We start from the raw sequence: 23,796 nt of genomic DNA, 5'->3' as shown, positions 1-23,796 counted from the left end.
AGCCCCGCGTCGAAGTGCGGGGCCCTGGATACAACATCTCGTGTCCCGCATCTTAGATATCGAGGTTTGCAACGCTCAGCGCGTTCTCCTGGATGAACTCCCGGCGAGGCTCGACTTCGTCTCCCATCAGGCGCGCGAACAAGCCATCTGCATCGGTCGCGTCGTTGACCTTGACCTGCAGCAGCGACCGAACATTCGGATCAAGTGTCGTTTCCCAAAGCTGTTCGGCATTCATCTCGCCGAGACCCTTGTAACGCTGCATCGTCAGACCTTTGCGGCCGCTTGCGAAAATCGCGTCCAGCAGCGCCCGCGGGCCGGAAATTTCCAGGTCACCGTCGCGTCGGGAGAGTGACGGGGGTGTCTGGTAGATCTCCTTCAGTCGAACCGAGAGCTGATCGAGAAGCCGCGCGTCCTGCGAACCGATCAACGCCATGTCGAGCACGACGACTTCCTTCACGCCGCGCACCATGCGCTCAAGCTTGAGACCGCCTTCGCTCGTCAAGCCGCCTTCCCAACCGCGCTCAGTTTCTTCGGCAATCAGATCAAGGCGTCTGGCGACTTCACCGACGAGCTGTTCTGCCCTTGAGCGGTCGCTGACGGCTTCGGCATTGAGCGCGCCGGCAATCGCTGCCTGTTCGACGGCAGCGCGATTGTAGCGCGAGTGCAGATTGTCCAGCAGCGCGCGAAGGCGCAATGCATCACCGATCACTTCGCCAAGGTCCTGGCCGGTCCGCACTTCGCCGCTGCCGAGCTTCAAGGCAGCATCGTCCAGGCCTTGCCCGATCAAATAATCCTCGAGGGCCTTCTCGTTCTTCACGTACTGGATCGATTTGCCGCGCGAGACCTTATAGAGCGGCGGCTGGGCGATATAGAGGTGGCCGCGCTCGATCAATTCCGGCATCTGGCGGAAGAAGAAGGTCAACAGCAGCGTACGAATGTGGGCGCCGTCGACGTCAGCGTCCGTCATGATGATGATCTTGTGGTAGCGCAGCTTTTCGGCGTTGAATTCGTCCTTGCCGATGCCTGTACCAAGGGCGGTAATCAGCGTGCCGATTTCCTGGCTCGAGAGCATCTTATCGAAGCGGGCGCGCTCGACGTTGAGGATCTTGCCGCGCAATGGGAGAATCGCCTGGTTTTCACGCGAACGTCCCTGCTTGGCCGAACCACCCGCCGAATCGCCCTCGACGAGGAAGACTTCAGACTTGGATGGATCGCGCTCGGAGCAATCGGCGAGCTTACCGGGCAGAGAGGCAATGTCGAGAGCGCCCTTGCGGCGGGTCAATTCCCGCGCCTTGCGAGCAGCTTCGCGCGCCGCGGCAGCTTCAACCACCTTGCCGACCAAAACCTTGGCTTCCGTCGGGTGCTCTTCCAGCCAAGTGCTTAGCGCTTCACTGACGAGGTTCTCTACAACGGGGCGAACCTCCGAAGAAACCAGCTTGTCTTTGGTCTGTGACGAAAACTTCGGGTCCGGCACCTTGACCGAAAGAACGGCCGTCAGTCCCTCGCGGCAATCGTCACCGGTCAGCGTCACCTTTTCCTTCTTCGTGATGCCCGACGTATCGGCATAGGAGGTGATCTGGCGCGTCAATGCGGCGCGAAAGCCAGCCATGTGCGTGCCGCCGTCGCGCTGCGGAATGTTGTTGGTGAAGCAAAGGACGTTCTCGTGGTAGCTGTCATTCCACCACATCGCGACTTCGACGGTAATTCCGTCCTTCTCGCCGTGGATCGCCACCGGCTTGTCAACAAGCGGCTTCTTAGCGCGGTCGAGATAGGCGACAAAGGCTTCAAGACCGCCGTCATAGATCATCTCTTCCTGCCTGATATCCGAGTGACGCTTGTCGCTGAGCAGAATGCGGACACCCGAGTTCAGGAACGCAAGCTCGCGAAGACGATGCTCCAGCGTGCCGTAGTCGAATTCTGTCATCGTGAAGGTTTCGGTGCTCGGCATGAAGCTGACTTCCGTGCCGGTCTCATCGCCCGCCTCGCCGATCACCTTCAGCGGCGCATCGGCTACGCCGTGCGTGAAGCTCATCTCATGGACCTTGCCTTGACGGCGGATCTTCAGCTTCAGCCAGACGGAAAGCGCATTGACAACGGAAACGCCGACGCCGTGCAGACCACCGGAAACCTTGTAGGAATTCTGGTCGAACTTACCCCCGGCATGCAGCTGCGTCATGATGACTTCGGCCGCCGACACGCCCTCACCGGTATGGATATCCGTTGGGATACCACGGCCATTGTCGGTGACTGTGACCGAACCATCGGGATTGAGCGTCACCGTCACGATATCGGCATGGCCTGCGAGTGCTTCATCGATCGCGTTGTCGACGACTTCGTAGACCATGTGATGAAGGCCCGAGCCATCATCGGTATCACCGATATACATACCCGGGCGCTTGCGCACTGCATCAAGGCCTTTCAGAACCTTGATCGAGTCTGCGCCATATTCGGTGCTAACGCCGTTTTCCGTCGTGGGTATATCGGTCATACTTTTCGAGAATTTCCCTGTTGTCGGGGCTGAAGCGAGACTTGCGAATCACCGGCCTTTTACATGCCGGAATATAGGGTTTTTGGTTAGAGTTCCCAATGCCGGCGCGCTCAAACTGGCCATAAATCAGGGGATTATGACCGTTTTCCGTCCGCTTTTCTGGCGTTTTCTATAATGCTCGTCAGTTCGCCAAGCGTCGCACGATCAAGATCACGAATGCGACCCGCCAGAAGGTTCGCAAATGCGGTATGTTCCGCCGATAAACCCGACGTATCGACGACCACGCGGGGGTCCGAAGAACGGGCCAAGAGGAAGAGTTCCTCTGCTTCATCCCAGATGATGTTGAAGTAGCCGGCGATCCGCTGGAGCAGATCGAAGGTCGGCAAGCCGCGCCGTCCATGTTCGAGTGCCGATAGGTAGGCCGGGGAGACATTGAGAGCCGCGGCCATCTGCTTCTGCGAGACGCCCTTGCGCTCGCGCAGCTTGCGAACTGCCTCACCGAACGGCGTCACGACCGCTCTCCATGGCGACGCGACAGCCTGATATACAGGGCGCCCTCGCCCCCGTGATGGTGGGCTGCCGTTTCATAGGACGAGATGAAATACCGGAACTCGGGCTTCGAAAACCACATCGGGACGGCGCGCTTCAGGGCGCCTTCGCTGCCAAGCGAACTGCCCTTGCCGGTAATCACAAGAACATGCCTCATTCCCCGCTCATGGGCTCGCACCAGAAACTCGAGAAGCAATATGTGAGCTTCGCTCTGGACCAGCCCATGCAGGTCGATACGGGCCTCCAGCGGCAGGCGGCCCTTGGCGATCTTACGCTTGACCGGCCTTTCGAGCGGGTGATGAACACCGGATCGTGTTTTGGGAGACGCCGGCGTAACCGCCTCGGACCCACTTTCGGAAGGTCGTTTCGGGCTTGCTGCCGTTTGTTTCTCAACCTCTGCCTCTGTCAGAAAGGCATCGAGTTCAGCCAGCTCATCCTCCTTGCCGGGCATTGGACGCGTGCTCCGTGTCACCTTGCCCCAGAGTATCCTTTCATCCGTGTTGAGCTTCCGATCTCGTGCCATCAGGCGAACCTCGCCGCGGCAGCGTTGGGAAGCAGGATAGCGAAGTCGGCGTCATGGCGTACCGTTCCGGCAAGCTCTCCCGCCTGATCGCCGGATCCGGTGAAGATATCACCCCTCGCCGGACCAACGATGGCAGAGCCGGTATCGAGAGCAAGCATTAGCCGCGCGAACGGCTTGCCATCATCGAGATGGACAAGATTTTCGGAGCGAATGAAAAACGGGAAGCCAAAGGTGTGAAAGAGCCGATCGATGGCGAGCGAACGTCCAGGGATCAATGGCACTTTTGCCGCGGCAACAGGGCCGGCGTTCAGGTCTGTTGTTGGGACCTCACGGAAGAAAATGTAGGAGCGATTGTGCCAAAGAATGTCATCCACCTGACGTGGGTGCGCGCCCAGCCATCGCCGAATGGCCTGCATCGAAATCTCGGATCGTTCGATTTCTCCACGTTCGATGAGCAACTTGCCGATCGCCGAGAACGGGTGCCCCGCCTTCGCTGCATAGGTAATCCGCCCGATCGTGCCGTCCAGGTAGCGCAGGCGCGCGGCACCCTGAACGTGGACGAAGAAGACATCGATCTTGGACTTCGCCCACGCAATCTCCAATCCCCTGCCGGCCAGGCTCCCCTCATCGATCGAACGCCGATCTGGATATGCTTCAATCCGGCTGCCGTTCAGCCTGCCGAAGACGTAGCTATCTGGCAGAGAGGCGGGACGATTGCCCTCATCAAGATCGACTAGGTCGTCGGGACGACGGTAAAATGGAAAGCGATACTCAGCATCCGCCACGGCCGAAACCATAATTTCGGGCTCGTAGAAGGCGGTAACGAAACCCGGATTGCTGTCCGTGCGGCGAATTCTGAAAGGTCGACAGTGGGACTGGAAGAAGGCTCGGGCATCGGCAGCCGACGATAGGTTCTCGCACTGCGCCGCTTCGAGCAGCGGCAGCAGATCCTGCGCCGTCAGTCCGAGTGAGCCGGTCCGATACGGCTTGATCTCATTAATCTGCCGCCGGCATGCCTCCATCGCTTCAAAAAGGCCGGAGGGATCGTCATCCTTCCAGCCTTCCAGATCATCGAAACTTATTGCTTGGAGCGCAAAGCCCAGGGTGTCTTCACTCATGTTCCGATTCAGTGGCCACGAGTTTCCAGTTGGGATCGCGGGAACGGGTATCACGCGCAAAAGTCCAGAGATCATTGACCTCAGCGACATTCTCCGCGTCGCCATCAATCAGCTTGTCAGCCTTGTCGTAGGTGGCCGAAATCAGCTGACTGACGATACGGACCGTGATCTGGACTTCCGTGGCTTTGATCTCGGCGCTGGTGATCTCAGTCTTATCGATACCGACAAAGGTCGATTTCACCGTCTCACCCTTCGATTCACGATCCGTGATGGCAGCGTCGAAGCCGTCATAGACCTCGCGCGACAAGAGATTCTTGAGTGTCTTACGATCACCATCCGCAAACGCCATTACGATCATTTCATAGGCCATTCGAGCGCCGTTCACGAATTCCTTCGGATCGAACGAGGCGTCGGCCTTGTTGATTTCGCGGAGCGATTCGTTGAGCGACGTGCCGGCTGGAGCGAAAGCATCGATTGCGGCGAAACGGTCGTCTTCTTCGGCCGACGCGTCGCGACGCGGCAAGGTTACCACCTTTCCAGCGTCCGGAGAATCAGGCCCCGCAGCGTCACGCGGCGTATAGAGATCGCGCGGGGGCTTCTCATTTCCCGTACGGCGACCGAGGACGCTGCGCAGCTGAAGAAAAATCAGCACCGCCGCCACAAGAAAAAACAATGTGATGAAGTCGTTCGAACCCATATCCCGCCGCAGCCGCTGTTAACATCTCTGATTTGTACTCCCATATAGTCTGCCTATACAGATGATTCAAATGGGGTCGGCAACGCGACCCTCCAACGGAGTCCGGCTCAGGTCGGAATAAGACGATGCCCTTGAAGATCCTGCCTGGTTTCCTGCTGCTACTTCCACTCGCCGAGATTGCCGGTTTCGTGCTTGTCGGAAAGGCGATCGGACTTTGGCCGACGCTGGCGCTTGTCATCCTGAGCTTTATGTTCGGCATGGCCTTGCTCAAGCGCCAAGGCATCGGGATCCTCCGCCGCATGTCGGCAGAAGGGCGGAATGGTACGGTGCCGGGGCGCGAACTGCTTCGTCCGGCCATGTTCGTGATCGCCTCATTGTTGCTGATCGTTCCGGGCTTCATCACCGACATCATGGCACTCCTGATCTTCATTCCCGCTGTTCGCGATCTCGCCTGGAAATATGTCAGCCGGCGTTTCGTCGTTGTGGGATCGACAAGCGGCTTCAACGCCTCAGGGCGCACCAAGGACTCCGAGATCGTGGACCTTGACGACGAGGATTATCGACGTGAGCCCAATGGCAATTCGCCGTGGTCGGGGAAGCATCTTAGCGACTGACACAACGCGCAAGCCGGCCAATTGGCTCAGGGTTGTAACACCATGCTCGAAATGATAGATGCGGCACCATCCAATGCCTTCGAGGAAAAGCCAATGGCCGACGAAAACAGCAATAACGGTGCGACGAGCCCGAGCCTTACCATCCTTGCCCAATACACCAAGGACCTCTCCTTCGAAAATCCGGGCGCTCCGCGTTCGCTGCAGGCGCGTGACAAGGCTCCGGCCATCAATATCAATGTCAACGTCAATGCCAATCCGCTCTCCGATACGGATTTCGACGTCGTCCTGTCTCTGAATGCCGAAGCCAAGGATGGCGACAAGACGGTATTCCATACCGAACTCGTCTATGGCGGCGTCTTCCGGATTGCCGGCTTCCCGCAGGAGCACATGCTGCCGGTGCTCTTCATCGAATGCCCGCGCATGCTGTTCCCGTTCGCCCGTCAGATCATTGCCGACGTCACGCGCAACGGCGGCTTCCCGCCGCTGATGATCGACCCGATCGATTTCTCTCAGATGTTTGCGCAGCGGGTTGCCGAAGAACAGGCGCGTGCCAAGGTACAGGCGACCACGAACTAACAGTTCGCACATAACGCACTGAAACGAAATGAGATGCCCGGGCGTGACCCGGGCATTTTAGTTTGCAAGATCGTATTTTCCCCAAACACCCTTCGCGCCGAGTTTGGCGATGAGTGCGTCATGGGCTTGCTGCTCGGCTTCGCTGAGACGTGACGCAAGGGGCCGTGGCCGTTCGAGCGTGCCGATGTTGATTTCTTCGACTACTATTTCCTGACCGGCCGAGTTGCTCGCGGCATTTCCAAGCCCAAGTGCAGCCTGGCGGCCGCCGATCATCTCGATGTAGACATCGGCAAGCAGTTCGGAGTCGAGGAGCGCGCCGTGCTTCGTTCGATGCGCATTGTCGATGCCGTAGCGGCGGCAAAGCGCGTCGAGCGAATTGGGACCCATTGGATGCTTGCGGCGCGCCATGGACAGCGTATCGAGCACCCGATCGGGCAAGATCGGCGGCAGCTCAAGTCGAGCAAATTCAGCGTTTATAAAGCCCATATCGAATGTGGCATTGTGCGCAATCCACCTCGCATCGCCAAAGAAATCGATAATCCGCTGCGCAACATCGGCAAACGAAGGCTTGTCCTTCAGAAACTCATCTGTAATCCCATGCACAGCGAGTGCGTCCGGGTGTACCTTCTGGTCCCCCGGATTTATGTAGATGTGGATCGTATTGCCGGTCGGGAAATGATTGAAAAGCTCGATGCCGCCGATCTCGATTATACGGTCCACGCGGTTGTCCAAACCCGTGGTTTCCGTATCGAAGATGATTTCACGCATTCAGGAATTCCCCACTGGCGAGCCGCCGTCTCAAATCCGAGACAATCTCCGCGACCCGTTTTCTGGCCGTTTCGATGCTGTGTCCGGTATCGATCACATAGTCGGCCCTTGCGCGCTTTTCCGCGTCAGGCGTCTGGCGGGCAAGAATCATGTTGAATTTTTCCACTGTCATACCCGACCGCGCAAGTACTCGCTCGCGCTGTATCTGTGGATCACAGCTGACAACCACGATCACATCGACCCTGCTCTGAGCTCCGGTCTCGAACAACAGTGGGATATCGAGCAGCACCATATCCGCGCTGCGTTGCTGCTCGCGTTCGATGAACTCTGCCTCGCGCTTTCTGACAAGTGGGTGGACGATTGCTTCTAGACGCTTGAAGCCATCCGGACTTCCGGCCAGCTGGCGGCCGAGTTCCTGACGATCGACTGCCCCGTTCTTCAGTGTGCCGGGAAAGGCAGCATCGACCAGTGGCGCGGCCTCCCCGGCATAGAGATCATGGACGACCGCATCGGAATCATTCACGGGCACTCCTGCTTCCGCGAAGAACTTTGCCATCGTTGATTTACCCATGCCAATCGAGCCGGTCAGTCCAATCCGCAACATCAGTGCTTGTCCATGTCCTCAATAATAAGCGCACGCAGCTTTTCGTCGACCACCGGGCGACGCCCGAACCACTTCTCGAAACCAGGTACGGCCTGATGCAACAGCATGCCAAGCCCGTCGACAACAGGAAATCCTTGCCGAACAGCCTGCGTTAAGAACAACGTCTTCAGCGGGACATAGACGATATCCGTTACAACTGCATCGGGCAGCAGGGGCGAAAAATCAATTCGGGGTGCCTCCTCGCCAGCCATGCCCAGAGAGGTCGTGTTGACGAAAAGACCTGCTCCGCGCATGACTTCCGGCAAGGCTGCCATCGAATGGGCATATACTTTGGGGCCAAACCGATCTGCCAATTCCTGAGCCCGCTCGACCGTTCTGTTGACCAGATGTATTTCCCTGACGCCGCGATCGCGCAGAGCCTGGACGATGGCGCGGCTGGCGCCGCCCGCGCCAAGCACCACCGCCGACTGGGCCCTATCCCAGCCGGAATGTCGTTCATCTAGATTTGCGGTGAAGCCGCGTCCATCCGTGTTGGTTGCCTTGAGACGGCCGTCCTCCATCCAAAGTGTGTTGGATGCACCAAGTTCTTCAGAAATTTCGTCCGGATCGTCGGCGAGTTTGAACGCCATCTCCTTGTGCGGGATGGTGACGTTGCCGCCTACGAAGCCGGATTCGCCGCTCTTCAAAGAATCCACAAAGACCGAAAAATCGGCGGGCGCGACCTCGTGGGCGCGATAGGATCCCGGCAATCCAAGCGTCTTCAACCAATAGCCATGGATAAGAGGCGACCGGGAATGCTTGATAGGAAAGCCCGTGACGAAGGCCTGCGGCCCTAATGTTTCACGTGAATCATCCATCAATGGCACTCAATTCTCTCAGTTTCTCCAACAGCGGCAGCATCGGCAGCCCCAGAATTGTAAAATAGTCGCCGTCGATTCTGGAAAACAATTGAAGCCCCTCCCCCTCGAGTTGATAGGCGCCGACGCTGCTAAGTGCCCTCTCTCCTACGCGGTTCAAATGTCGCGCAATAAAATCAGCACTTAGTGGCCGCATAGTCAGCTCGGCGTGCGAGACATGCTCCCAGACGATATCGCCGTCGTAAGCAATCGCGATGGCGCTGTTCAGCCGATGCGTCTTGCCCGACAGCACCTGAAGATGCTTTGTGGCATCGGTCATGTCCTTCGGCTTATGGAAGGTCTGCGGCCCAAGAGACATCGTTTGATCCGATCCGATGACGAAGCGCGTCGGAAACCGGTCGCTGACCTCCTTCGCTTTGGCCTTGGCGAGGACGAGCGCGACTGTATCCGGCGTTGCTCCCTCTCGTTCGAGGGGCTCTTCGAGCGCGCGCTCGTCAATATGGGCTGCATGCGCCTCGAAAGCGAGACCGGCATTGTGCATCAGCAGGCGGCGAAACGGGCTGGAGGATGCGAGAATGAGCTTAGGTGTCATATGGCCTCGAACATATCTGATGCTGCGCTTACCGCAGCTTCGGACGGAGGGCAACAATTGCTGCCGCTGTCTCTTCGATGGAGCGGCGTGTCACGTCAATGAGCGGCCAATTGTGCCGGGCACAAAGCGACCGCGCATATTTCAGCTCCTCCGAGATCGCAGCTCTGTCTGTATATTGCCCACGGTCAAAACCCGGTGTTGCTCCCAGGACGCGGTTTTCGCGGACTTGAGAAATCCGGTCGGTCGTGGCGATCAGGCAGACGATCAAGGGTTTGGTCGCGAGGAATAGGCTTTCCGGGAGCGGCACGCCATAAACGACTGGGATGTTGGCCGTCTTGATACCGCGATTGGCGAGGTAGATACTCGTCGGCGTCTTCGACGTCCGACTGATGCCGATGATCACGACGTCAGCATCATTGTAGTCATCAGGCATCTGGCCGTCGTCATGATCCATCGTGAAGTTGAGGGCTTCGATGCGCGCGAAGTAGCCGGCATTCATCACGTGTTGCGCGCCGACCCGGCGACGCGAGGGTGCACCGAGATAGATCTGGAATGCGTTCATGACAGGCTCTAACACGTTCACGGATGCAACACTCATCTCCGAGCAGCGTTGATCAATGAGGGTCGCGAGCTCGCGGTCGACAATCGTATAGAGAACGATGCCCGGCTGACTGTCGATCGACTGGAGAACCTGCAGGAGCTGCTTGCGATTGCGGACCAGCGGATAGACATGCTCGATTGGCTGGGCGGATTTGAATTGCGCCGAGGCAGCGCGCCCGGCCGAAATCAGTGTTTCGCCGGTCGAGTCAGAAATCAGATGCAAATGGAAGAAGTTCGTGCGGTTCTCCACGCTATTTTCCGCGACTTGTTGAAAAGACTGGACAAAGCAGAGCTAAGAGACGCGGCATGGGTAAGGCAAGGGAAAACATGCCGGCTTTTCCACAAATCGGATTTCGTGGGAGCCAATGAGCGTGCCGTGTTGGTTCTGTGGATAACGGACGACAGTTCGACTGATATCGCTCTCTTTTCCACAGTTCAACCTCAACCCGCAATCTTCTATCCACTTGGAAAGATTTTCATTTTATTACTTATCCACGATTTGCGCCAAACAACTGGACGTTCGATCCTTTCGGATCGGCGGTGGCGCGACAAAACGCTCCGGGCGTGGATAGATTTTAATCCTTGATAGAAACAGACTCTAAGAAATAGAAACCTTTTAAAATATCTTTGATTTTTTATAGGGAAGAAGCGCGTGGGTGAGAGCCGCCGGAAAATCATGAGGGTCTTGGACGGCGAGACGCTCAGCCCTCCCCCAATCTGGCTGATGAGACAGGCAGGGCGATATCTGCCAGAGTACCGGGAAACGCGCGCGAAGGCCGGAAGTTTCCTTGATCTCTGTTATACGCCTGAGCATGCAGTGGAGGTCACTCTTCAGCCCATCCGCCGCTACGGCTTTGACGCAGCCATTCTCTTTTCCGATATCCTTGTGATCCCGGATGCGATGAAGCGCAACGTTCGCTTCACCGAGGGGCATGGCCCGGAGATGGATCCAATCGATGAAGCCGCAATCGCCCGGATAGAGACCGATCGTGTCATCGACTACCTGAAGCCGGTTCTGGAAACAGTCGGGCGCCTGCGAAGCGAGTTGCCGGTCGAGACGACCCTGCTTGGCTTCTGCGGCGCTCCATGGACGGTTGCCACCTATATGATTGCCGGCCATGGTACGCCCGATCAGGCTCCGGCCAGGCTCTTTGGCTACAAGTATCCGAAGGCCTTCGAACGCCTGCTCGCGGTATTGGCTGAGGTGTCAGCCGACTACCTGGTTGCGCAGATCGATGCAGGGGCCGATGCGGTCCAGATCTTCGATTCCTGGGCTGGCGTTCTCGGTGAGCGGGAATTTGAGGCATTCGCAGTGAAGCCTGTTGCGCGGATGATTGCGTCTATCAAGGCGCGGCGGCCGAACGCTCGGGTCATTTCCTTCGCCAAGGGAGCCGGGTTCCTGCTGAAGGACTACCGCCAGAAAACGAAGGCGGATGCGATCGGGCTCGATTGGTCAGTGCCTCTGGATTTTGCTGTGGAACTGCAGAGGGACGGAGCCGTACAAGGCAATCTCGATCCGATGCGTGTCGTCGCCGGCGGCGCAGCGCTTTCGGAGGGAATCAACGATATTCTCGACAGTCTCGGCGACGGCCCGCTGATATTCAATCTCGGGCATGGGATCACGCCACAGGCCGACCCTCGGAATGTCCAGCTGCTCGTGGACCAGGTCCGCAGTTGGAGGCGCTAGTTCATGGGAAAGCAGACCGATGAGAAGCCCGGCGCCTATGCGCGTCGCCGCGCCCATTTCGCGATCCTGTTTGTCGTGCTTCTGGCCGTGGGGCTGTTTGTCTGGAATCCGGATGATCTCTACCTCTGGATCAAGGCTCTTCATGTCATCGCGGTGATTTCGTGGATGGCGGGTCTTTTCTACATGCCGCGGCTTTTCATCTATCATACCGATGCTGAGCCGGGTTCCATACAGTCGGAAACCTTCAAGGTCATGGAGCGGCGTTTGCTGAAGGTGATCATGAACCCGGCAATGATGCTAACCTGGATCTTTGGGCTTTATCTCGCTTGGTCGGTCTATGGCTTTCAGGGTGGCTGGCTGCACGCGAAGATTGGTCTCGTTGTGCTCTTGACGGCCGTGCACGTCTTTTTTTCCCGCGCGGCGCGAGCGTTCGAGCGTGATGAGAACCGCAGGCCGGCGCGCTACTGGCGTTTCATGAACGAGGCGCCAACCCTGTTGATGGTCGCGATTGTCATTCTGGTGGTGGTCAAGCCCTTCTGAGAAAACGTTGTTCGGTTAAATTTGCTTCATTTTAAGCAGCCCCCTTGCGGCGGTGATCCTTACTCGCTATTTTCGCTCCACCTCATCCTTGTGGCATGTATGTAAAGTTCGATCGTCTGCGATCTCTTCGCAGGACCGGTTACAGCCTCGACATCGCCTCCCCCCAGAATTATAGAGTAATGGTCACTTCATGGCTGAAATGAAGCTTCAAGAACTTAAGAGTAAGTCCCCGACGGATCTGCTGGCATTTGCCGAATCGCTCGAGGTCGAAAATGCGAGCACAATGCGCAAACAGGAATTGATGTTTGCCATACTAAAGGTGCTTGCGAGCCAGGATGTGGAGATCATCGGCGAAGGCGTCGTTGAAGTGCTTCAGGATGGTTTTGGCTTCCTGCGCTCGGCCAATGCCAACTATCTTCCGGGCCCAGACGATATCTATATCTCGCCTTCCCAGATCCGCCGTTTCTCGCTGAAGACCGGCGACACTGTCGAGGGTCCAATTCGCGGGCCGAAGGAAGGCGAACGCTATTTCGCGCTCCTGAAAGTCAATACGATCAATTTCGACGATCCCGAGAAGATTCGTCACAAGGTGCACTTCGACAATCTGACGCCACTTTATCCGAACGATCGCTTCAGGATGGAGTTGGATCTCCCAACGTCCAAGGATCTTTCGCCGCGCGTCATCGATCTCGTCGCGCCGCTCGGCAAAGGCCAGCGTGGACTGATCGTCGCACCGCCGCGCACGGGTAAGACTGTTCTGCTCCAGAACATCGCGCATTCGATCACTGCGAATCACCCCGAGTGCTATCTCATCGTACTCCTCATCGACGAACGTCCCGAGGAAGTCACAGATATGCAGCGTTCGGTCCGCGGCGAAGTCATTTCGTCGACGTTCGACGAACCTGCTGTGCGCCACGTCCAGGTGGCTGAAATGGTCATCGAGAAGGCAAAGCGTCTTGTGGAGCACGGCCGCGACGTTGTCATCCTGCTCGATTCGATCACGCGTTTGGGCCGCGCCTACAACACTGTCGTCCCCTCCTCTGGCAAGGTTCTCACGGGTGGTGTCGACGCAAACGCCCTGCAGCGACCGAAGCGCTTTTTCGGCGCTGCGCGTAATATCGAGGAAGGTGGCTCGCTGACGATCATCGCGACCGCTCTTATCGATACCGGCAGCCGCATGGACGAAGTGATCTTTGAAGAGTTCAAGGGAACCGGTAACTCTGAAATCGTTCTCGACCGCAAGGTTGCCGACAAACGCATTTTCCCGGCAATGGATATCCTGAAGTCCGGTACACGTAAGGAAGATCTGCTGGTGCCGCGTCAGGATCTGCAGAAGATCTTCGTGTTGCGCCGCATCTTGGCTCCGATGGGAACGACCGACGCGATAGAATTCCTAATCGACAAGCTGAAGCAGACGAAGAACAACCCAGATTTCTTCGACTCGATGAATACGTAGTGCTTAGCCGGATTCTCTAGATCAAGCCGGTCACAGCGTGGCCGGCTTTGTCGTTTGTAACAGATGTTCTCTTCAGCCTTGAACTGGAGAAGGAAGATGCTGACCAACAAGGAAACAATATTTGCGCTGTCGAGTGGCGCCGTTCCCGCCGGGCTCGCCGTGGTTCGCATCAGTGGAGAGGATACCCCGGCAGTTCTTGCCTCTCTCGTCGGTGAGTTACCCCGGCCGCGACAGGCAGCATTGCGATCGATTCGGACTCGTAACGGTCTCGTCATCGACACCGGTCTCGTCCTGTTCTTCCCGGCACCGCATTCCTTCACCGGCGAAAATGTAGCGGAACTGCACCTTCATGGCGGCCGCGCGGTTGTTGATGCCTTGCACCGCGAACTCGCTGAATTCCAAAACCTGCGGCCGGCAACGCCAGGAGAATTCTCACGGCGAGCCTTTGATAATGGGAAGCTGGATCTGATCGAGATCGAGGGCTTGGCGGATCTCATCGCGGCCGAAACGGAGATGCAGCGACGTCTTGCTGTCGAGCAGAGCTCCGGTGGCCTTTCGTCGATCTATTATGGCTGGTCCGAGCGACTGACGCGTGCCCGAGCGCTGATCGAGGCCGAGCTGGATTTTCCAGATGAGGAAGATGTACCAGGCTCTGTATCCGACCAAGTTTGGACGGACGTGGCGCGATTGATAGAGGAGATGGCGAGCCATCTCGAGCAACTGCAGGCCGGCGAGATCATCCGCGATGGATTCAAGATCGTCATCGCAGGAAGGCCGAACGCCGGCAAATCCAGCCTCATGAATGCCCTGGCGAAGCGTGACGTAGCGATCGTCACTGATATCGCTGGTACAACAAGAGATGTGCTGCAGGTAGATCTGAACGTGGACGGCTACCTTGTGAAGCTCTACGATACCGCAGGCCTTCGCGATACGGACGAAATCGTCGAACGCGAGGGGATTCGGCGCGCAGAGAGAACGATCGCGGAAGCGGACTTGTTGATCTATATCGAGGACCTTTCGGTAGATACCGCAATCGCCGAGAACCTCAATGGCGCAGTGTTAGTGGGCACGAAATGTGATCTGCCTCGTCGAAGTGTGCGAGACTATGACCTCGTGATCTCGACCGCAGATGGGACCGGCCTCGATATGCTTCGAGCCTTGATCGTGCAGCGTCTCAAGGCAAAAGTGCATCCGCACTCGATGGCGATTCCGAGCCGCGCGCGCCATAGGGATTCGCTGACGAAGTCATTGATGGCTCTGCGGGCGTCCTTGTGTGCTCCAAATCGAGGCCTGGATCTGCGGGCAGAGGATCTCCGCGCGGCCGGCGAGGCCTTAGGACGCGTGACAGGACGCGTTGATGTCGAGAACCTGCTTGATGTAATCTTTGGGGAATTCTGTATCGGAAAATGATTCACGTGAAACATCCAAATCGCACCCTGGCGCTTGGTTTCACGTGAAACGCCTTGACTCGCCCGATGACATCGCTCATCACCTGACGATCTCAGGAGCTTGAATATGAACACCTCACGGTTCGATGTCATCGTCATCGGTGGCGGGCATGCGGGATGCGAAGCCGCTGCCGGCGCAGCGCGCCTTGGCGCTAAGACGGCGTTGGTGACCCATCGGCGCGATACCATTGGAATCATGTCGTGCAATCCAGCGATTGGCGGACTTGGTAAGGGCCACCTCGTTCGAGAGATCGATGCCATGGATGGGCTCATGGGTCGGGTTGCCGACGCTGCCGGTATTCAATTCCGGATGCTGAATAGGAAGAAGGGACCAGCTGTTCGCGGCCCGCGCACGCAGGCTGATCGAAAGCTTTATCGACAGGCGATGCTCGCGGAAGTTGAGAGCATCGGGAATCTCACCGTGCTCGAGGGGGATGCCTGCGATCTATCCATAAGGGATGGTCGGGTTGCGGCTGTTGTCATGAAAGATAGCCAGATTCTCTCCTGCACATCGGTCGTCCTGACAACCGGCACTTTCCTACGAGGGCTTATTCATATCGGCGATCAGAAGATACCGGCTGGTCGCGTTGGCGAGGCGCCATCCGTTGGTCTTTCTCAGACACTCTTGAGTTTGGGTCTTCGTCTCGGACGTTTGAAGACCGGTACGCCGGCGCGGCTGGATGGAACGAGCATTGATTGGGAAAGTGTCGGCCGGCAGGGCGCTGATGAAGAGCCCGTCCCTTTCTCATTCATGACTGATCATATCTCAAACCCTCAGATCGAATGCGGCGTCACGCGCACGACCGAGGCAACCCATCGTATCATCGTCGAGAACCTGAAACGCTCGGCAATGTACTCAGGGCAGATCGAAGGGGTTGGACCGCGTTATTGCCCATCAATCGAGGACAAACTCGTCAAGTTTGGCGAGCGCGATGGACATCAGGTGTTTCTTGAGCCGGAAGGCCTCGACGATGACACAGTCTATCCGAACGGCATCTCCACGTCCCTGCCCGCTGAGATACAGAATGCATTCATTCGTACGATTCCCGGTCTCGAACGTGTTCGGATTCTGCAGCCCGGCTATGCAATCGAATACGATCATGTGGATCCGCGCGAATTGAAACCATCCCTTGAAGTTAAAAAAATGCCGGGCCTGTTCCTGGCTGGCCAGATAAATGGGACCACCGGCTACGAGGAGGCGGCGGCACAGGGTCTTGTCGCAGGAATCAATGCGGCGCGTTTGGCTGGCGGCCAGGACGAAGTGCGCTTCAGCAGGACCGATTCCTATATCGGGGTGATGATCGATGATCTGACGTCTCGTGGTGTGGCGGAGCCGTACCGTATGTTTACATCTCGTGCCGAGTACCGGTTGTCGCTAAGAGCGGACAATGCGGATATCCGTCTGACGCCTCTGGCAATTCAGATAGGCACGGCCTCTGCAGACCGGCGGGATCGCTTTCAGGCATATTGCGATGCGCTGGATGCGAGTCGCGCCAAACTAACGGCGCTCTCTGTGACGCCAAGCGAAGCAGGCCGCTTTGGTCTCAAGCTGAACCGGGACGGCCAACGACGCTCGGCTTACGATCTCCTGTCCTATCCGGATTATAACCTGGAGCATCTTAAACAGATTTGGCCGGCGCTGGCAGAGATTGGTAACCGCGTGGCTGAAGCCTTGGAGATCGAAGCGAGTTATGCCGTTTACATGCAGCGGCAATCTGCGGATGTCGCTCATGTGAAACGAGATGAGGATCGCCTGATACCGGCCGACTTCGATTTTGCCGTGCTTTCTGGCCTATCTAACGAGCTAAAGCAGAAGTTGCGCAGCGTCCGCCCCTACAACCTTGCGCAGGCGACCAAGATTGATGGGATGACGCCTGCTGCCATTTCGCTGCTGCTTGTGCACCTGCGACGCGGCTCTATGGACGTTGCGACATCCGCCTGAAGTTCCTCATTGCAACCCGCGAGAGTCCTACCATGCATCTGAACGGCCGGCGTGTTTCACGTGAAACACAGGAGCGCCTCGAACACTTCGTGGCCCTCTTTCAAAAATGGGCAAGGGCCGTCAACCTGACCGCACCCTCGACGCTAGATGACGCCTGGAACCGGCACATCGCGGACTCTGCCCAGATCTTCCAGCTCCAACCAGCGCCTTTCATCTGGGTCGATCTGGGCAGTGGCGGCGGCTTTCCGGGTGTCGTGACAGCCATTCTGTTGGCGGAGCTCGGCGATGGATGGGTCCATCTAGTCGAGAGTAATCACAAGAAAGCGGCCTTCCTGCGAACAGCTCTTCGTGAGACCGGTGGCAGGGGTTCTATCCACGCCGTTCGAATTGAGGATGCCCCGTCGATCGTCGAAAATTGCGATTTCGTTTCGGCACGGGCACTTGCCGACCTCGGAAAGCTCTTGGCGTATGTTGAGCCGTGGGCACTACGGAATGCAGATCTTCGCGCTTACTTTCATAAAGGCCGGGATTATCGCGCCGAGATTGAGAAAGCGCATGGTGGCTGGGGATTCGATCTGTTAGAACATAAGAGCGCTGTTGGGCAGGATTCCGTTGTCTTGGAAATCTTCAATCTCCAGCGCGTGGCTTAACAGATCGGGCTTTGGCTATGGCTGGCGAACGAAATCGTATAATCACCATTGCAAATCAGAAGGGCGGCGTCGGGAAGACCACGACTGCCATCAACCTCGCCACGGCCCTCGCTGCGATCGGCGAACGGGTCTTGATCGTTGACCTTGATCCGCAAGGCAATGCAAGCACGGGGTTGGGGATTGATCGTAAACATCGCCGGCTATCTTCCTATGATCTTTTGCTGGGCGATTACGGCATCGACGAGGTGTCGCAAGAAACGGCCGTTCCAAACCTTTACATTGTGCCGTCGACAATGGACCTGCTGGGGATCGAGATGGAGATTGCGACCCAGAACGATCGCGTATTCAAGCTGAAGAAGGCGCTCGCTAGGGAAGAGGCTTTCCGCTTCTCTTATATCCTCGTTGACTGCCCGCCTTCCTTTAATCTCCTCACCATGAACGCTATGGCCGCGGCACATTCCGTGCTTGTGCCATTGCAGTGCGAGTTTTTTGCGTTGGAGGGTCTGAGCCAGCTTCTAGAGACCGTCGATCAAGTTAGGCGCACCGTCAACCCTCGCCTCGATATCCAAGGCATCGTGCTGACGATGTTCGATTCCCGCAACAATCTGGCGCAGCAGGTTGTCAACGATGTTCGCACGCATCTCGGGGAGAAGGTCTACCACACGTTGATTCCACGAAACGTTCGCGTATCAGAGGCGCCATCCTATGGCAAGCCGGCAATCCTGTATGATTTGAAGTGTGCGGGGAGCCAGGCATATCTGCAGTTGGCGTCGGAAGTTATCCAGCGCGAGCGCCAACGTCTCGCGGCTTGATTTGAAGAAGATAATGGCGAGTTAGACATGAACGATGACGTCTCGAAGAGAAGACTTGGTCGCGGCTTGGCTGCATTGATTGGCGAGATGGATCAGCCGATGCCGGTTGATACTGCGAGACCGGGCGTCAGTGCCGATCGGATGGTGCCGATCGAGTTCGTCAGCCGCAACCCACGCAATCCTCGGCGGTTCTTCGACGACGGCGAATTGCATGAACTGGCGAGTTCCATCCGGCAGCACGGTATCGTGCAGCCCGTTGTGGTTCGCACAATGGCGAGCAGCCAGTTCGAGATCATTGCCGGCGAAAGGCGGTGGCGGGCAGCGCAGCTCGCCGGCCTCATTGAGATCCCTGTCATCGTGCGCGACGTCGATGACAAGACGGCTCTCGAGATCGCGATTGTTGAAAACGTTCAGCGCTCGGATCTTAACCCGCTTGAAGAGGCGCTGGGCTACGAGCAGCTCATGGCGGAGTATGGCTACACACAGAACGATCTCGGCGAAATTATCGGTAAAAGCCGGAGTCATGTGGCGAATTCGCTCCGTCTTCTGAAGTTGCCGGAGCCTGTTCGAGACCTCTTGGCGGCTGGCAGCCTCTCGGCTGGCCATGCCCGCGCCTTGGTGCCGACGTCTGACCCGATCGCCCTCGCTCGCACCATTGTATCAAAGGGCATGTCTGTGCGTGACGCTGAGCGTTTGGCCCAGAACGACATCAAGGCTCAGTCCGAGCCGAAGACGCTGGCGCATCAAAAGGATCAGAAGGATTCAGATACGCTCGCCTTGGAACGTACGCTGTCGGATGCACTCGGCCTGGACGTGGCGATTAACCACAAAGCAAGCGGCGGCCAGATAAAAATTTCCTATAAGTCATTGGAACAACTGGAAGAAATCTGCCGACTGCTCGAGCGCCGCTGAGGACGCTGCTATCGACGCGCCGATTGCAGCGTCGTTGAAAGCAGTGTTTGGAGTGCGATGCTATCTTCCAGGGATGCGCGCCTGCGGGTCTGTAGGATTGCGGCCTGCAGACGATTTGCCTCTCGTGCCGCAGCTTCGGCGGACCAGGTGCGTAGCGCTTGCTCAATGATCGGCTTTCGTCGAAAATGCAGATGACGACCCAGTGTCTGCATGACCTGTGCGGCCGGCAACCGTTTTTCTTCCATCTCCGTCTTCATGGCCTCAAGGAGCTGAAATTGCTTCAGGCAGGCCTGAATGACGAGAAACACAGCAGTCTTCGACGATATGATCTTGTGCATCGCGTGCAAGAAGCTGCCGGGATTGCCGCTTAGTATGGCATCGACGGCGTCGTCGACCGAGATCGCGCTGGCGTCGCCTATAATGTCCGTAACATGGTGCTCTTCGATCGTCGATTTACCGCGGCAATAGAGCGCGAGCTTCCGCAACTCGTTGCGAGAGGCAATACGATCCCCACCGATAAGTTCCAGTAAGGCTTGGCGCGCCGTGGGTGTAATGCCAAGGCCAGCGCTGGAGAGTTCGTTATCTATCAGGCTGTTGAGTGCGCGGGTATCGTCCGCATAGCAGGGTATTGCCACGATGTTGCGCGCTGTTTCGGCTCCCTTGCGTAGCAGCGAACCCTTCTTGAGGTCTCCAGCTTCGATGACAATGAAGGTGGCCTCCGGCATGCTCGCTGAAAGAGCCTGCAGGGAATCGACGAGATATTTTTCGTTTGACGCGCCCCGGATCCAGATAAGCTTGTCCCCACCAAAAAGGCCGATCGCGCCGGCCTCGTCCAAAAGACGCCCTTGATCCCGCTGCAAATCTGCAATGTCGAGCTTTATCAGGGAAAAGGGATCGTCAAGCGAAACGCCTGTCTTGGCGGCAAGCAAGGACGCGCGCTCGGAAACAAGGCCGCGATCCGGTCCGTAGACGACGAATAGTCGGTAGTTGCGGGCGGATCGTTCGAGGAAGCCTTCAAATTCGTGCGATTTGATTTCTGCCACGCATCCCTTCCTTAGCGGCCGAGCGCAGCCGCAATATCGGCACCGACGAACTCGGCAGCCTGCCGCGCGGCGCGGTTTTCTGCGTCCCGGATCGCACGCTGCTTGGCAAACTCCTGGGCCGGGAAGTCAAGCAGGGCTGTGGCGTAGCGATTGCCGGCTTTGATGACATGGCCATCCTTCGTCGACTTCAGAGTGTAGTCAACGCTGACGGTCGCGCGGCCGGCCAGTGATTCGTCAGACGACGGCACAAGAAGAGTGCTGATGACATTCGAGCGAGCGCTAAACTCGACCTCGTACTCCGGGTTCGCGGGCTCGCCAGCGCCGCGCGAAGCGATGAAGATCAGCCGATTGCGGACCTCCTGCCCAACCCGAGAAGTCGCCTCCGAGAAGCCCACGGAAGCGAGTTTACCCGCGACGCCCGAGCTTTCGGAATAGAGAGGGCGAACCTGGCAGGATGCGAAAAAAGCCGTGGATGCAAGGATTGCGGCAATGCCAGCGCCGCGCACCAGCTTAAAAGCGATATCAAACGACAATGTTCACAATCCTTTGCGGAACCACGATGATCTTCTTCGGCGTCTGACCGTTCAGAAGCTTCCTGACGTCATCCAATGCGAGTACAGCCTGGGTAACAGCATTCTGATCTGCGTCGCGGGAAATTGTCAATTCGGCGCGCTTCTTGCCGTTGATCTGAACCGGCAAAACCACATCGTTTTCAACCACTAGGGCCTCGTCATAGTGCGGCCAGTCCGTCCGCGCCAGCAATGCGCTGTTGCCCAGCGCTGTCCAGCACTCCTCCGCCAAATGCGGCGTCATCGGCGCGACCATTTGGATAAGGATTTCTGCAGCGTCACGCACGGCAGCGCGATACGCCAGATCGCCCTCGCCCGCGGCAACCGTGGTCAGCGGCGAGGCGAGTGCATTGACGAGTTCATAAATCCGCGCGACAGCCTTGTTGAACCATAGGCGGTCATAGTCATTCTGGACGGCTTTCAGCGTCTTGTGCGCAACCTGCGAAATAGCCTGAGCCTCGCCGTTCTTAGCCGGCATCGGCGTGACATCCTTGAGGGTATCCGCCGCCTCGGCAATCAAGCGCCACAGCCGCTGCGTAAACCGGTGCGCGCCCTCGACTCCCGCTTCCGACCAGATGACGTCACGTTCCGGCGGTGAATCCGAAAGCACGAAGAAGCGGGCAGTGTCTGCGCCGTAAGATGCGATGATATCGTCCGGATCGACGACATTCTTCTTCGACTTCGACATCTTCTCGATCGATCCGATGGCGACTTCTTCGTCATCGGACAGGAGATAGGCGCGGCGTTTTCCATCCAGTTCCTCGATCCGAATGTCTGCCGGCGCGACCCATTCCCGGCTCATTCCAGAGCCGCGGCTGTACGTCTCGTGAACAACCATCCCCTGCGTGAAGAGACCTTTGAAGGGCTCCGTCGCGTCGACATGGCCTGTTTCGCGCATCGCCCGGGTGAAAAAGCGGGAATAGAGCAGATGCAGGATCGCGTGCTCAATGCCGCCGATGTACTGATCGACCGGCAGCCACCGATTGGCAGCGCTCGGATCGGTCGGCTTATCCTCCCACGGCGCCGTAAAGCGCGTGAAGTACCAGCTCGAATCGACAAAAGTGTCCATCGTATCGGTTTCACGTCGTGCCTCCTTGCCGCATTGCGGACAGGCAACATGCCGCCATGTCGGATGACGATCGAGCGGATTGCCGGGCTGATCGAAGGTTACGTCCTCCGGCAGCTTCACCGGCAGGTCCTTCTTCGGGACTGGAACGACGCCGCAGTCATCGCAGTGGATCACCGGTATCGGGCAGCCCCAGTAGCGCTGGCGCGAGATGCCCCAATCACGCAAGCGGAAGTTAACCTGGCGCTCGCCCTGGGGAGCATTGCCAAGCGGCATCGATGACAGCAGGTCCGCGACAAGCTCGAATGCCTCGCTGGTGGTCTTGCCGTCGAGGAAGCGCGAGTTGATCATCACGCCGTCGCCGTCATAGGCAACATCGCCAACGCTGAACGTCGCAGCGTCGCCATCTGCCGGCATGACAACCGGAACGACGGGCAGACCGTACTTGCGTGCGAAATCGAGGTCGCGCTGATCGCCTGACGGGCAGCCAAAAATCGCGCCAGTCCCGTAGTCCATAAGGACGAAGTTCGCGATGTAGACAGGCAGTTCCCACGAAGGATCAAGCGGATGCTTTACCCGTATGCCGGTCTCGATGCCTTTCTTCTCCGCGGTTTCCAGCGCCGCGAGCGACGTGCCGGCACGACGGCATTCTTCGCAGAAAGCATCGATGGTCGGATTGTTCGCCGCGGCATCCTTCGCCAGCGGATGGTCGGCTGCGATCGCCAGGAACGAGGCGCCAAACAGCGTGTCCGGGCGCGTCGTATAGACCGTAATTTCGGTTTCCCCGGCCGGAGCTGCCTCTTCAACAATCTCCCAGCGCAGCATCATGCCTTCGGAGCGGCCGATCCAGTTCTTCTGCATCAGTCGGACCTTCTCAGGCCACTGGTCAAGGGTGTCCAACGCCTCGAGCAAGTCCTGGCTGAAGTCGGTGATCTTGAAGAACCACTGCGTCAATTCGCGTTGCTCGACGAGTGCGCCCGAACGCCAGCCACGTCCGTCGATAACCTGTTCGTTGGCCAGCACCGTATTGTCGACCGGATCCCAGTTCACCTTCGACTGCTTGCGGTAGACGAGCCCCTTCTCGAGGAAATCCAGGAAAAGATGCTGTTGGTGCTGGTAGTAGGTGACATCGCAGGTCGCAAACTCGCGGCTCCAATCCAGTGAGAGGCCCATCGCCTTCAACTGGGACTTCATCGACGCGATATTCTGGTAGGTCCAGGAAGCCGGATGTACACCGCGCTCCATTGCTGCATTCTCGGCCGGCATGCCAAAGGCGTCCCACCCCATGGGATGCAGCACGTTATAGCCACGGGCGCGCTTGTAGCGGGCGACGACGTCACCCATCGCGTAGTTTCGCACATGGCCCATGTGGATGCGACCGGATGGATACGGAAACATTTCGAGGACGTAATACTTGTCGCGCGGATCGCTGTTATCGGTCTCGAAGACCTTCGCCTCGTTCCATTTCTGCTGCCAGCGAGGTTCAGCATCGCGCGGGTTATAACGTTCGGTAGCCATGGTATTCGTATTTCCGAAAAATCAGGGGAAGTTGGTGGTGACCTTCACCATGAAACCACCGTAGCGTCAAGTTTTACGGGCACAGCAAGCGTCCGATCGCGGTCTACTGGCCACGATTTCAGACGTGTGGGCCTTGGCAAGCACAGCCCGGGCGTTTAGTGCATTGC

23 protein-coding genes are annotated in these 23,796 nt (G+C 57.7%); 10 read left to right on the top strand and 13 right to left on the bottom strand.

Features of this window, described 5'->3' with window-relative positions; all coding sequences use genetic code 11:
* Positions 1-52: 52 nt before the first annotated feature.
* From gyrB to WGT02_RS01040, 5 genes are all read right to left on the bottom strand, one after another.
* Positions 53-2,488, bottom strand: a complete 2,436-nt coding sequence (gyrB, locus tag WGT02_RS01060; RefSeq protein ID WP_024313200.1) for a DNA topoisomerase (ATP-hydrolyzing) subunit B — start codon at positions 2,486-2,488, stop codon at positions 53-55.
* A 134-nt stretch (positions 2,489-2,622) separates the two neighbouring features.
* Positions 2,623-3,000 carry a helix-turn-helix domain-containing protein gene (locus WGT02_RS01055; protein ID WP_208249401.1) on the bottom strand — a complete coding sequence of 126 codons (378 nt, stop codon included), beginning with the start codon at positions 2,998-3,000 and terminating at the stop codon, positions 2,623-2,625.
* On the bottom strand, positions 2,997-3,560 hold the full coding sequence (locus WGT02_RS01050; protein ID WP_024313202.1) for a Smr/MutS family protein: 564 nt from the start codon (positions 3,558-3,560) through the stop codon (positions 2,997-2,999). Before WGT02_RS01050 ends, WGT02_RS01055 begins: the two co-directional genes overlap by 4 nt.
* Positions 3,560-4,678: a murein transglycosylase A gene (locus tag WGT02_RS01045; protein WP_208249402.1), complete on the bottom strand. Its 1,119-nt coding sequence runs from the start codon at positions 4,676-4,678 to the stop codon at positions 3,560-3,562. The genes WGT02_RS01050 and WGT02_RS01045 overlap by 1 nt, the downstream gene beginning before the upstream one ends.
* Positions 4,671-5,375: a Tim44/TimA family putative adaptor protein gene (locus WGT02_RS01040; protein ID WP_024313204.1), complete on the bottom strand. Its 705-nt coding sequence runs from the start codon at positions 5,373-5,375 to the stop codon at positions 4,671-4,673. The genes WGT02_RS01045 and WGT02_RS01040 overlap by 8 nt, the downstream gene beginning before the upstream one ends.
* 125 nt (positions 5,376-5,500) lie before the next feature.
* Here WGT02_RS01040 and WGT02_RS01035 point away from each other — a divergent pair, with 125 nt between their 5' ends.
* Positions 5,501-5,989, top strand: coding sequence for an FxsA family protein (locus WGT02_RS01035; RefSeq protein WP_024313205.1), 489 nt, complete (start codon positions 5,501-5,503; stop codon positions 5,987-5,989).
* A 93-nt stretch (positions 5,990-6,082) separates the two neighbouring features.
* Entirely contained in the window at positions 6,083-6,565 is a 483-nt protein-coding gene (gene secB, locus WGT02_RS01030) for a protein-export chaperone SecB (RefSeq protein ID WP_016556856.1), read from the top strand.
* Positions 6,566-6,622: 57 nt separating this feature from the next.
* Here the strand turns inward: secB and dnaQ are convergent, their stop codons facing one another.
* The 5 genes from dnaQ to WGT02_RS01005 are packed head-to-tail and all read right to left on the bottom strand — an operon-like array spanning position 6,623 to position 10,236.
* On the bottom strand, positions 6,623-7,333 hold the full coding sequence (dnaQ, locus tag WGT02_RS01025) for a DNA polymerase III subunit epsilon (RefSeq protein WP_024313206.1): 711 nt from the start codon (positions 7,331-7,333) through the stop codon (positions 6,623-6,625).
* Complete coding sequence (coaE, locus tag WGT02_RS01020) at positions 7,326-7,937, bottom strand: dephospho-CoA kinase (protein ID WP_024313207.1); 612 nt, start codon at positions 7,935-7,937, stop codon at positions 7,326-7,328. The genes dnaQ and coaE overlap by 8 nt, the downstream gene beginning before the upstream one ends.
* Complete coding sequence (locus WGT02_RS01015) at positions 7,937-8,794, bottom strand: shikimate dehydrogenase (RefSeq protein WP_024313208.1); 858 nt, start codon at positions 8,792-8,794, stop codon at positions 7,937-7,939. Before WGT02_RS01015 ends, coaE begins: the two co-directional genes overlap by 1 nt.
* Positions 8,787-9,386 (bottom strand): Maf-like protein, encoded by a 600-nt coding sequence (locus WGT02_RS01010; protein ID WP_024313209.1) that lies wholly within the window; start codon positions 9,384-9,386, stop codon positions 8,787-8,789. Before WGT02_RS01010 ends, WGT02_RS01015 begins: the two co-directional genes overlap by 8 nt.
* A 28-nt stretch (positions 9,387-9,414) precedes the next feature.
* Complete coding sequence (locus WGT02_RS01005; RefSeq protein ID WP_024313210.1) at positions 9,415-10,236, bottom strand: pyruvate, water dikinase regulatory protein; 822 nt, start codon at positions 10,234-10,236, stop codon at positions 9,415-9,417.
* Positions 10,237-10,638: 402 nt separating this feature from the next.
* Between WGT02_RS01005 and hemE the strand changes: the two genes are divergently transcribed.
* The 8 genes from hemE to WGT02_RS00965 all read left to right on the top strand — a co-directional run bounded on the left by hemE (position 10,639) and on the right by WGT02_RS00965 (position 19,433).
* Complete coding sequence (gene hemE / locus WGT02_RS01000; protein ID WP_208249404.1) at positions 10,639-11,673, top strand: uroporphyrinogen decarboxylase; 1,035 nt, start codon at positions 10,639-10,641, stop codon at positions 11,671-11,673.
* A gap of 3 nt (positions 11,674-11,676) precedes the next feature.
* Positions 11,677-12,213, top strand: a complete 537-nt coding sequence (gene hemJ, locus WGT02_RS00995) for a protoporphyrinogen oxidase HemJ (RefSeq protein ID WP_024313212.1) — start codon at positions 11,677-11,679, stop codon at positions 12,211-12,213.
* 190 nt (positions 12,214-12,403) lie between these two features.
* Entirely contained in the window at positions 12,404-13,669 is a 1,266-nt protein-coding gene (gene rho / locus WGT02_RS00990; RefSeq protein WP_024313213.1) for a transcription termination factor Rho, read from the top strand.
* A 96-nt stretch (positions 13,670-13,765) separates the two neighbouring features.
* Positions 13,766-15,079: a tRNA uridine-5-carboxymethylaminomethyl(34) synthesis GTPase MnmE gene (mnmE, locus tag WGT02_RS00985; protein WP_208249405.1), complete on the top strand. Its 1,314-nt coding sequence runs from the start codon at positions 13,766-13,768 to the stop codon at positions 15,077-15,079.
* A gap of 105 nt (positions 15,080-15,184) precedes the next feature.
* On the top strand, positions 15,185-17,059 hold the full coding sequence (gene mnmG, locus WGT02_RS00980; RefSeq protein ID WP_208249406.1) for a tRNA uridine-5-carboxymethylaminomethyl(34) synthesis enzyme MnmG: 1,875 nt from the start codon (positions 15,185-15,187) through the stop codon (positions 17,057-17,059).
* 32 nt (positions 17,060-17,091) lie between these two features.
* Positions 17,092-17,709, top strand: coding sequence for a 16S rRNA (guanine(527)-N(7))-methyltransferase RsmG (gene rsmG, locus WGT02_RS00975; protein WP_024313216.1), 618 nt, complete (start codon positions 17,092-17,094; stop codon positions 17,707-17,709).
* Between the two features lie 17 nt (positions 17,710-17,726).
* Positions 17,727-18,521, top strand: coding sequence for a ParA family protein (locus WGT02_RS00970; RefSeq protein ID WP_024313217.1), 795 nt, complete (start codon positions 17,727-17,729; stop codon positions 18,519-18,521).
* A gap of 27 nt (positions 18,522-18,548) precedes the next feature.
* Positions 18,549-19,433 (top strand): ParB/RepB/Spo0J family partition protein, encoded by an 885-nt coding sequence (locus tag WGT02_RS00965; RefSeq protein ID WP_024313218.1) that lies wholly within the window; start codon positions 18,549-18,551, stop codon positions 19,431-19,433.
* A gap of 8 nt (positions 19,434-19,441) precedes the next feature.
* Here WGT02_RS00965 and holA read toward each other — a convergent pair whose 3' ends face one another.
* From holA to leuS, 3 genes are read right to left on the bottom strand one after another with little or no spacing between them, the layout of a single operon-like run.
* On the bottom strand, positions 19,442-20,476 hold the full coding sequence (holA, locus tag WGT02_RS00960) for a DNA polymerase III subunit delta (RefSeq protein WP_208249407.1): 1,035 nt from the start codon (positions 20,474-20,476) through the stop codon (positions 19,442-19,444).
* A gap of 11 nt (positions 20,477-20,487) precedes the next feature.
* Entirely contained in the window at positions 20,488-21,009 is a 522-nt protein-coding gene (lptE, locus tag WGT02_RS00955; protein ID WP_208249409.1) for an LPS assembly lipoprotein LptE, read from the bottom strand.
* The gene (gene leuS, locus WGT02_RS00950; RefSeq protein WP_208249411.1) at positions 20,999-23,629 is read right to left on the bottom strand and encodes a leucine--tRNA ligase; all 2,631 of its coding nucleotides are present in this window, start codon (positions 23,627-23,629) and stop codon (positions 20,999-21,001) included. The genes lptE and leuS overlap by 11 nt, the downstream gene beginning before the upstream one ends.
* Positions 23,630-23,796 lie beyond the last annotated feature (167 nt).

The sequence above is a fragment of the Rhizobium sp. T1470 genome (assembly GCF_042140505.1).
GTDB classification, from domain to species: domain Bacteria; phylum Pseudomonadota; class Alphaproteobacteria; order Rhizobiales; family Rhizobiaceae; genus Rhizobium; species Rhizobium favelukesii.
This window is presented reverse-complemented; position numbering and strand designations above follow the sequence as displayed.

Coding starts and splice junctions, on each gene's coding strand:
- WGT02_RS00970 (WP_024313217.1), top strand. CDS start 17,727: ATGGCTGGCGAACGAAATCGTATAATCACCATTGCAAATCAGAAGGGC.
- mnmE (WP_208249405.1), top strand. CDS start 13,766: ATGCTGACCAACAAGGAAACAATATTTGCGCTGTCGAGTGGCGCCGTT.
- WGT02_RS01040 (WP_024313204.1), bottom strand. CDS start 5,375: ATGGGTTCGAACGACTTCATCACATTGTTTTTTCTTGTGGCGGCGGTG.
- dnaQ (WP_024313206.1), bottom strand. CDS start 7,333: ATGCGTGAAATCATCTTCGATACGGAAACCACGGGTTTGGACAACCGC.
- WGT02_RS01015 (WP_024313208.1), bottom strand. CDS start 8,794: ATGGATGATTCACGTGAAACATTAGGGCCGCAGGCCTTCGTCACGGGC.
- secB (WP_016556856.1), top strand. CDS start 6,083: ATGGCCGACGAAAACAGCAATAACGGTGCGACGAGCCCGAGCCTTACC.
- leuS (WP_208249411.1), bottom strand. CDS start 23,629: ATGGCTACCGAACGTTATAACCCGCGCGATGCTGAACCTCGCTGGCAG.
- mnmG (WP_208249406.1), top strand. CDS start 15,185: ATGAACACCTCACGGTTCGATGTCATCGTCATCGGTGGCGGGCATGCG.
- hemJ (WP_024313212.1), top strand. CDS start 11,677: ATGGGAAAGCAGACCGATGAGAAGCCCGGCGCCTATGCGCGTCGCCGC.
- WGT02_RS01035 (WP_024313205.1), top strand. CDS start 5,501: ATGCCCTTGAAGATCCTGCCTGGTTTCCTGCTGCTACTTCCACTCGCC.
- gyrB (WP_024313200.1), bottom strand. CDS start 2,488: ATGACCGATATACCCACGACGGAAAACGGCGTTAGCACCGAATATGGC.
- coaE (WP_024313207.1), bottom strand. CDS start 7,937: ATGTTGCGGATTGGACTGACCGGCTCGATTGGCATGGGTAAATCAACG.
- rho (WP_024313213.1), top strand. CDS start 12,404: ATGGCTGAAATGAAGCTTCAAGAACTTAAGAGTAAGTCCCCGACGGAT.
- WGT02_RS00965 (WP_024313218.1), top strand. CDS start 18,549: ATGAACGATGACGTCTCGAAGAGAAGACTTGGTCGCGGCTTGGCTGCA.
- WGT02_RS01010 (WP_024313209.1), bottom strand. CDS start 9,386: ATGACACCTAAGCTCATTCTCGCATCCTCCAGCCCGTTTCGCCGCCTG.
- WGT02_RS01045 (WP_208249402.1), bottom strand. CDS start 4,678: ATGAGTGAAGACACCCTGGGCTTTGCGCTCCAAGCAATAAGTTTCGAT.
- rsmG (WP_024313216.1), top strand. CDS start 17,092: ATGCATCTGAACGGCCGGCGTGTTTCACGTGAAACACAGGAGCGCCTC.
- WGT02_RS01050 (WP_024313202.1), bottom strand. CDS start 3,560: ATGGCACGAGATCGGAAGCTCAACACGGATGAAAGGATACTCTGGGGC.